We start from the raw sequence: 8,347 nt of genomic DNA on the forward strand, positions 1-8,347 counted from the left end.
GGGGCGCACGGTGCTCCCCGGGATGCCCACCGGCCAGGTCGGACCCGTCCGGCCGTCCGGCGCTCAGGCCCTGACCGGGAACACCCGGCGGACCACCCGTTCGGCCGCCCCGCCGTCGTCCCACGGGCAGAACCGCTCGCGGAACCGCCGCCGCGCCGCGGGCTCCGGATCGCCCGCCAGCAGCGCCTTCGCCAGCCCGTCGGCGTCCACCGTCACCGCGCCCGGCGGCTGCTCGAACAGGTCGAAGTAGACGCCGCGGTTCTGCCGGTACTCGTCCCAGTCCGGCGCGAAGATCACCACCGGCCGGTCCAGCACCGCGTAGTCGAACATCATCGACGAGTAGTCCGTGACCAGCACGTCCGCCGCCAGGTAGAGGTCCTCGACGGTCGGGTGCGCCGAGACGTCCACGATCTCCGCCGCGTCCTCGCCCGCCGCCAGGTCGCCCGGGCCGCCGGTGTGGAAGTAGTGCGTGCGGACCAGCAGCGTGAAGCCGGGCCCGAGCCGCCGGGCCAGCTCGCGCACGTCCAGCAGCGGCACGTACCCGCCCCTGCCCTCGCGGTGCGTCGGCGCGTACAGCACCGCCGTACGGTCCGGCGCCAGCCCGAACCGCTCGCGCATCGCGGCCGCCTCGGCCGGCCCGGCGTCGGCCAGCCGGTCGTTGCGCGGGTAGCCGGTGTCCAGCATTTCGTAGCGGCCCGGGAAGGCCCGGGCGAAGTGCTCGCTGGTGTGCGGGTTGGAGGAGACCAGGAAGTCCCAGCGGTCGACGGCCTCCTGCAGCCGGTCGAAGTCCATCCCGTCCGCCGCCACGGGGTGGTCCCTGAGGTCCATCCCCATCGCCTTCAGCGGCGTGCCGTGCTGGGTCTGGACGTGCACCGTGCCCGGCCGCTTCACCATCGTGCGCGGGAAGTTCACGTTGTTGACGAAGTACTTGGCGGTCGCCATCGCCTTCAGGTAGGCGGGTGTGTTGACGATCACGTACGGCACCCCGGCGGGCAGCGTGGCCGCCTGGGTGCGGTTCTCCACCACCCAGACGCCCCGGACCTCCGGCACCAGCTCCTTCGCCCTCTCGTAGATCGCCGCGGGGCTGCAGGCGTAGCCCCGGTGCCAGTACGCCGCGTAGACCGCCAGGTGCTCGTCCAGCGGCAGCCGGCGGAACGCGTTGTACGCGGTGAACCGGGCGCTGCTGCGCACCCCCTTCTTCACCGCCGGAGCCACCGCGCGCGCCCCGCGCTTGAGCTCGCGCGGCAGCCGCCCGGTGCGCCGCAGCTCCGCGTACGCGACCCGTGCGCCGCGCGCCGCCAGCCGGTACTGCACGCCGCGCACGCCGCCGGGGAAGCGGTAGCCGGCCGGGCGGTGCCGGGCGAAGTGGTCGGAGATCCGCCGGAAGAAGTCCTTGCGCCGCTCGACCGGGACCAGCCCCGGGGTGTCGTAGACGGTGAGCGCCTGCTTGACGGTCCGGTCGAAGACCAGGGTGCGCAGGGAGTCCGGCACCGGGCGGCCGGGCCGGTCCGGGCGGTCCAGGAAATCGAAGATCGCGTCGTACTGGGCGAAGGCGTCCGCGTGCTTGGGGGAGGCGGTGGCGGTGATCGCGCCGGCCCGGCCGCGCCGGTAGAAGTAGCAGGGGCGGTCGAGGTAGCGCAGCCGCCCGGCGGCGAGCAGGGCCGGGTAGGTGACCGAGATGTCCTCGTAGTAGCCGCGCCCGAAGGAGACGCCGAGGCCGAGCAGGAACTCGCGGCGGAACACCTTGTTCCACACCGACATCACGGTCTGGAACAGGGCCGGGTGGTCGGCCAGGGTCGCGCCCTCGGTCAGCGGGGAGCCGACCAGCACGTGCCGCCAGGGGTTCGGCTCGGTCCCGCCGTCCGGGTAGACGTGGGTGAAGTCGGTGAGCAGCACGTCGGCCGGGTCCTGGCCGCGCTTCCCGCGCGCGAGCTCCTGCGCGAGCTCGTCCAGCAGGACGGAGACGGTGCCCTCGGGCACCCAGTCGTCACTGTCGACGAACCAGACGTACTCGCCGCGCACCTCGGGGAGGGCGGCGGTGCGGGCGCCGCCGAGGCCCTGGTTCTCGGTGAGGTGCAGCACGCGCAGCCGGCGGTCGCGGGCCGCGTACTCGTCCAGGATCGCGCCGCAGCGGTCGGGGGAGCGGTCGTCGACCGCGATCACCTCGAAGCGGGTCTCCGCGGCGGGAGTGGCTTCCAGGAGCGAGTCGAGGCAGCGGGGCAGGTAGCGCTCCACTCCGTGGACCGGGAGGACGATGCTGAGGAGTACTGGCACGCTGCGTGAGTCTACCGAGGGCCGGCGGGGGCCGGGCTGCTCGGGGCGCCTGCCGGCCGGCCCCGGAACCGCCGGTGCCGGGCCCCTGGACGGGGCGGCACCGGCAGCCTGGTGGCGGCCCGGCCGACCCTCTACGGCCGGCCGCCTGTCCGGGCACCTCCCGAGCCGGGCCACCGCAGCGTCGAGGCGGCCGGGCAGTGGCTCGGGGGAGCCGGAGATCTTCATCAGTCGAACACACAGCTGGGCGAAGAGCCGGTCTGCGCGGACTGATGAAGATATTGCTTGGAGGTTTCCCCCACGTCAATCCCTCGAATGTGTTCACTTCCTGAAGTGATTGTCTGATGGATTCCCCGGCAAACCTCCGAACGGGTGGCGCCGGGAGCTCGACGGGCACCGCCGGGTGCAGACCGTGACCGACGGTGACCCTGCGCGCCCGGCGCAGGCCTCACGGGCAGGCGCCGGGCCAGTGCCTCTGCGGACCCGGTGACGGCTGCCCGGTCGTGCACCATCATTGATGCCTAGTCGTGACCGGAGGGGTGGCCCCTGGTGCATCGTCAGTTGACGCCGCACGATACGGTGGCAGAACACCAGGACGGTTGCGCGAAGGCCGTCTGTCACGGATAGTCTTCGCCTCACGGCCCTGGCGCCTCGTAGGGGTGGGAATTCAGATGGAACACATGCAAGTGCGGACTCGGCCCCGCGTGCCGGCGATCCAATGCGGTGTCGGCGCGACCGGCCGCCGGATCGAGCGACACCTGGCTGTGCTCGGCGCACCCGCACTCCCGGCGGTGGACACCGCCGAGGCGCTCGGGTTGATAAGGGAGCTGACGCCGCGCGGCGTCAGTGCCCCGACCGCGCCGCGCCGCCACGTGCGGGTGTCGCTGCTGGCGCCGCTGCGCCGGCTGCGGCGGAGCCTCTTCGGGAGTCGCGGCTAGCTCCGCGCCGCCCGGCATCCGGCCCGACGGACCCCAGGGACCGTCGGGTCATTGGTGTGCCCGCGGCCGGGTCCGGCGGGTGCGCGGCCGGGTCCGGCGGGTGGAGTGACGTTCCGGGAGCCGGCGCCCGAACCCGTCAGCCTACGGCACCTTGCCTCCCTGGCAAGGGGAGTCGGCGAGGCGGGCCGGTCCACCCCCGGACGTGGGTGAGGATGACGGCATGGCGGACAACACCCACTCCACGCCCTTCCGGACCACCACCATCGAGATCACCACGGGCAGCCGCGAGGTCGCCCTCGACATCACCGACCGCTGCGCCGCGTTCCTCACCGACCACGCCGCCGGACGCGACGGCCTGCTCAACGTCTTCGTGCCGCACGCCACGGCCGGCATCGCCGTGCTGGAGACCGGCTCGGGCAGCGACGACGACCTCCTCGCCACCCTGCGCGACCTGCTCCCCGCCGACGACCGCTGGCGCCACCGGCACGGCAGCCCCGGCCACGGGCGCGACCACGTCGTCCCCGGCCTGGTCGCCCCGCACGCCACGCTGCCCGTGATCGGCGGCCAACTCGCGCTGGGCATCTGGCAGTCGGTCGTCCTGGTCGACACCAACGGCGACAACCCGCGCCGGACGGTCCGGCTCTCGTTCCTGGGCTGACGCGGCCGCTACCGCGTCCCGGCCGTTCCGGGGGAGTCGGTTCCGGGGGACTCCGTTCCCTGGGACTCCGTCCCGGCGACGGCGGCGGTCACCGCGGCGAGGTAGCCCTCGATCGCCAGGTACTGGCAGAGCACCGCCACCGGGCGGCCGAGCCGGGCGTACCAGGCGGCGAGCCGGGCGAACGCGGTCACCTCGAACCAGACCTCGCCCGCCGCGTCCATGGTCACCACGAACGCCTCCTCGCCGCACTCGGGGTGCCCGGGCAGCGTGCCGTACCCGAAGCCGATCCGGTCCGGCTCGTCCACGGTCCACACCACCCGGCACGGGATCACCACGCGCGGCCACCGCAGCCGGGGCAGGGCCAGCCGCAGCAGGACGGTCGCGCCCGTCTCGGCCGGGGCGTACGGGTGGACGGCGAAGCCGGTGCCGAGCTGGCAGCCCCAGCCGAGGACGTACCTCCCGGCCCGCTCCAGCACGGCGGGCCCGTGTCCGAGGTGGACGCGCCGCCGCAGCTGCGCGTACCCGGACGGCAGCCGGGCACTCTTGGTGGCGCCCACCTCGGGGTAGTTGGGCGAGGCGGTACGGGCGGCGGCCAGGCGCCGGGCGAGGGTCTCGGACACGGGGCCACCGTACGGGAGGGCGGTCGGCCGGGAGCACCCCGGGGGCCGGGGCCCGGGGGCGGCGGCCTGCCCGGCCCCCGCCCCGGTCCGGCGTGGCCTTGCTCCGGCGCCGGGGCCGGAGTAGGAAGGCGGGCATGAACGACGAAGCGGTGACGGACGTGCGGCCCGGGGGCGGCGGGACGGACGACGGCGCGGTCTGCGCCCTGGCGCCCGAGGGGGCCGCGGCGGCCGAGGCCGCGCTGGGGCACGGTCCCGGGCCGACCGGGCCGCGTGCCGACTGCGTGCTCTGCGGCGGGCCGACCGAGCTGCCCGCCGACCGGCCGGGCAGCACGCTCTGCCCGGTCTGCGCCTGGCAGCAGGCGCAGCGGATCGCCTGCTCGGGCTGACCCCCCGGAATCCCCGGGACCGGCCCCGGCGCCCCCGGCACGCGTCCCCGACGCGTCAACGGCACCCGAGGGAGCGGTAGTTCCACCCGGCCGCCCGCCACGCGGCCGGGTCGAGCACGTTGCGCCCGTCGACCAGGTTGCGTGCGGCCACCAGCGGGTCCAGCGGCCCGGGGGTGAGCGCCGCGAACTCCCGCCACTCGGTCAGCAGCAGGACGGCGTGCGCCCCGCGGGCCGCCTCGGTGGCCGAGGTGGCGTAGCCGAGCTCGGGGTACGCCTTGCGGGCGTTGTCCAGCGCCGCGGGGTCGTACACGGCGACCGTCCCGCCCTGGGTGCCGATCGCCGCCGCCACGTCGAGGGCGGGGGAGTCCCGGATGTCGTCGGACTCCGGCTTGAACGCCGCGCCCCGGACGGCGATGCGGCGGCCCTCGAAGGAGCCGCCGACCAGCTCCCGGGCGAGGTCCACAACGCGGGTGCGGCGGCGCAGGTTGATCGCGTCGACGTCCCCGAGGAAGTCCAGTGCCCGGCCGGCCCCCAGCTCGTCGGCGCGGGCCCGGAAGGCCCGGATGTCCTTGGGCAGGCAGCCGCCGCCGAAGCCGAGCCCGGCCTGCAGGTTCCCCGTTCGTCAGCAACAGCTGATCATTTTGGGGAATGAACGGCACCACTTCAAGGTCTAGACCAGCCGTTTCCCGGGCCCGCCGTCCCGCCGGCGGGACATGACCGCGTCAGGCCCCTGCGGGCGACCGGTCCTTTTCCCCGGCTTCGGGCGGAACCGGCGCATCCCGGTCATCCCCACCGGAGTGGGACATCGCGGCGTGGCGCATCGCGGGGCCGGGCGACCCGCGACCCCTGGCGTCCCGCCGGCCCCGGCCGCCACAATCGCCGGACCCGTGCCCACCGCCGAAGGGATTCCCCGTGACCGTCCGGGAGAGCGTCTCCGCTCACGGGCTGCCCGTGCGCGTCCAGCACCGGCTGAACCCGTACGCCTACATGCTCGACGACTAGGGGTTCGCCGGGCTGCTGACGGAGCTCGCCCTGCGCCGCGCCGGGAGCATCTGGCGCAACCACACCGCCGCACCCGCCGACGCGCCCCGCGGCCGCTACCCCCGGGCGAGCATGGGCTTCGTCCTGCCGGACCCGACGGCCGCCCGCTGGGTGCCCGACGAGCAGGCCGTCCTGGCGGTCGTCACCGTCGGCGAGGACGGCCACCGCTTCCTGGTCAACGCCGCCGCCAAGGCCGCCGGCCACCGCCGGCTCGGGCGCAACCACGGCGAGGCCTCCTGGTCGACCCCCACCTGTGCGGCGGCGGCGCGTTCCGCTACGGGTACTCCGCCGAGGTCCGCGGCCAGATCGTCGGGGCGAGCTCCCAGTCCCCCCGACCAGGACCTCCACGAGGCCGGACGGCTCGCCGCCGACCTGGTCAACGCCGTCGCCGAGCACCACCTCGCCTGGGAGGAGCGGGTCGGCCCCGGCGACTGGTACGCCACCACCGACGAACCCCACCCGTCCTGGCGCGCCATGGTCGCCTTCGCCACCCCGGCGGCCACGCGCTGACGCTCCCGGACCGCCGTCAGGCGTCCTCGCGCGCGGCCAGGGCGAGCGTCGAGCCGTGCCGGCCCTTGCGGACCAGCAGCTGCGCCGGGATCCGGGACTTCAGGTCGGCGACGTGGCTGACGATGCCGACCGCGCGGTCCCGCTCCCGCAGGCCGTCGAGGACGTCCATCACCTCCTCCAGCGTCTGCTCGTCCAGCGTGCCGAAGCCCTCGTCGATGAAGAGGGTGTCCAGCGGCATGCCGCCCGCCTCGTCCGTGACCACGTCGGCCAGGCCGAGGGCCAGCGCCAGCGAGGCGAAGAAGCTCTCGCCGCCGGACAGCGTCGCGGTGTCCCGCTCGGTGCCGGTCCAGGCGTCGACCACGCGCAGCGCGAGGCCCGAGCGCTTGTTGCCGGTGCTCCGGCCGTCGCTGTGGACGAGGGTGTACCGGCCGCCGGACATCCGCACCAGGCGGTTGCTGGCCGCGTCGGCCACCTGCTCCAGCCGCGCGGCCAGGACGTACGACTCCAGGCGCATCCGCAGCCGGTTCTCCGCCGAGGTGCCGGCGGCGAGGGCGGCCAGCCGGTTGATCCTGGCGAACCGGTCCAGCGCCGGGGCCAGCGAGGCGGCCAGCTCCGCCAGCCGCCGGCCGATCACGGCGAGCGCCGCGCAGCGCTCACGGGCCGCCTCCTGCGCGGCGTGCGCCCGGCGCAGCCGGTCGACGGCCGCCTGGAGGCGGGTCTGGGCACCCGGCAGGTCGGCCGGCGGGCAGGCCGCGGCCGCGGCGAGCTCGGGCTCGGTGAGCTGCTGCTGCAGCGCCGCCAGCTCCGAGTGGTACCGCGTGAGACGGCCTTCCAGCTGCTCGCGCTGCTCCTTCGGCAGCAGGACGGCCGCGGCCTCCTCCGCACCCGGGAAGCCGGCCGTCGCGGCCGCCCGGGCCAGCTCGTCGTCGGCGTCCCGCAGCCGCAGCGCCGCCTCCGCCCCGGCCCGCACCGCCTCCGCGAGCGCCGCCACGGCGGCGGCGAGCCGGGCCAGCGCCGCAGCCCGGTCGGCCACCGAGGGCGCGTCGCCGCGGGCCGCCGCGACCTTGCGGCCCAGCTCCTCCTGCTCGGCGCCGAGCGCCTGGATCCGGTCGGTGAGCACGGCGGTGCGCTCACCGGCGTCGCGCAGTTCGGCGAGCCGGCGGTTCCGGTCGTCCGCCAGCCGCTCCAGCTGACGGGTGACCGGGCCCAGCGACTCCGCCGCCCGCAGCGCCTCCCGGCGCTCCCGCTCCACCGCGGCCAGCGCCTCCGCGAGGGACTCCACGCCGTCCGGCCCGGCCGCACCGGCCGCGGCCGCCTCCCGCACCCGCAGGCCGGCCAGCTCCCGCTCGGCGGCGTCCGCCGCCTGCTCGGCCGCCGCCTGGGCGGCCCGGGCGAGCTCCTCGTCCTCCGCGTCGACCTGACCGCCGGCCGGCCGGGCCGGCTCCGGGTGCTCCGGCGAACCGCAGACCCGGCAGGCCTCGCCCGTCCGCAGCTGCGCCGCGAGCTCGGCGGCCATGCCGGTCAGCCGGCGCTCGCGCAGGTCCTGGCTGTGCTCGCGGGCGTCCAGCGCCCCGGCGCGCAGGGCGAGCGCACGCGGCTCGGCCGCGCCGATCTCCGCCCGCAGGCCGTCCCGGCGGCGGGCCGCGGCCACCCGCTCCGTGACCTCGGCGTGCCGGGCGTCCAGCTGCTCGACCCGGGTGCCGGCCGCCCGGGCGGCCGTCTGCTCCTCCTGCAGCCCGCCGAGCCGGCCGTCGAACTCGGCCAGCCAGTCGGAGGCCTCCTCGGCGAGCTCCTCGGCCCGGCGCCGGTCGGCGTCCAGCGACTGCTGCTCGCGGCCGAGCGCCACGCACCGCCGCTCGTCGGCCCGGGCCGCCTCCAGCCGGACCACCTCGGCCCGCAGCCGCTGCTCGGCCAGGGCCAGCT

Annotated in this window: 8 protein-coding genes and 1 pseudogene; 4 read left to right on the top strand and 5 right to left on the bottom strand. The window is 76.1% G+C overall.

The window, feature by feature from the left end; translation table 11 throughout:
• Positions 1-63: 63 nt before the first annotated feature.
• Entirely contained in the window at positions 64-2,274 is a 2,211-nt protein-coding gene (locus tag ABZ885_RS13315; RefSeq protein ID WP_360187182.1) for a bifunctional glycosyltransferase family 2 protein/CDP-glycerol:glycerophosphate glycerophosphotransferase, read from the bottom strand.
• Between the two features lie 668 nt (positions 2,275-2,942).
• Between ABZ885_RS13315 and ABZ885_RS13320 the strand changes: the two genes are divergently transcribed.
• Both ABZ885_RS13320 and ABZ885_RS13325 read left to right on the top strand, forming a co-directional pair.
• Positions 2,943-3,209, top strand: a complete 267-nt coding sequence (locus ABZ885_RS13320) for a hypothetical protein (protein WP_360187184.1) — start codon at positions 2,943-2,945, stop codon at positions 3,207-3,209.
• Between the two features lie 220 nt (positions 3,210-3,429).
• Positions 3,430-3,867 carry a YjbQ family protein gene (locus ABZ885_RS13325; protein WP_360187185.1) on the top strand — a complete coding sequence of 146 codons (438 nt, stop codon included), beginning with the start codon at positions 3,430-3,432 and terminating at the stop codon, positions 3,865-3,867.
• Between the two features lie 8 nt (positions 3,868-3,875).
• Here the strand turns inward: ABZ885_RS13325 and ABZ885_RS13330 are convergent, their stop codons facing one another.
• Positions 3,876-4,487, bottom strand: coding sequence for a DUF1990 domain-containing protein (locus tag ABZ885_RS13330; RefSeq protein WP_360187187.1), 612 nt, complete (start codon positions 4,485-4,487; stop codon positions 3,876-3,878).
• Between the two features lie 134 nt (positions 4,488-4,621).
• Here ABZ885_RS13330 and ABZ885_RS13335 point away from each other — a divergent pair, with 134 nt between their 5' ends.
• Positions 4,622-4,873 (top strand): hypothetical protein, encoded by a 252-nt coding sequence (locus ABZ885_RS13335; RefSeq protein WP_360187189.1) that lies wholly within the window; start codon positions 4,622-4,624, stop codon positions 4,871-4,873.
• Positions 4,874-4,928: 55 nt separating this feature from the next.
• Here the strand turns inward: ABZ885_RS13335 and ABZ885_RS13340 are convergent, their stop codons facing one another.
• Together ABZ885_RS13340 and ABZ885_RS13345 are read right to left on the bottom strand one after the other, a co-directional pair.
• A complete protein-coding gene (locus ABZ885_RS13340) occupies positions 4,929-5,336 on the bottom strand; it encodes a UDP binding domain-containing protein (RefSeq protein WP_360187190.1) in 408 nt (135 codons plus the stop codon).
• A gap of 78 nt (positions 5,337-5,414) precedes the next feature.
• Positions 5,415-5,483 (bottom strand): annotated as a pseudogene (locus tag ABZ885_RS13345) (hypothetical protein); the annotation flags it as partial.
• Positions 5,484-5,986: 503 nt separating this feature from the next.
• Between ABZ885_RS13345 and ABZ885_RS13350 the strand changes: the two are divergent.
• On the top strand, positions 5,987-6,424 hold the full coding sequence (locus ABZ885_RS13350; protein WP_360187191.1) for a hypothetical protein: 438 nt from the start codon (positions 5,987-5,989) through the stop codon (positions 6,422-6,424).
• A 16-nt stretch (positions 6,425-6,440) separates the two neighbouring features.
• Here the strand turns inward: ABZ885_RS13350 and ABZ885_RS13355 are convergent.
• The coding region (locus tag ABZ885_RS13355) for an SbcC/MukB-like Walker B domain-containing protein (RefSeq protein WP_360187192.1) at positions 6,441-8,347 on the bottom strand (1,907 nt) is incomplete at its 5' end.

This window comes from Kitasatospora sp. NPDC047058, from assembly GCF_040643935.1.
GTDB lineage: Bacteria > Actinomycetota > Actinomycetes > Streptomycetales > Streptomycetaceae > Kitasatospora.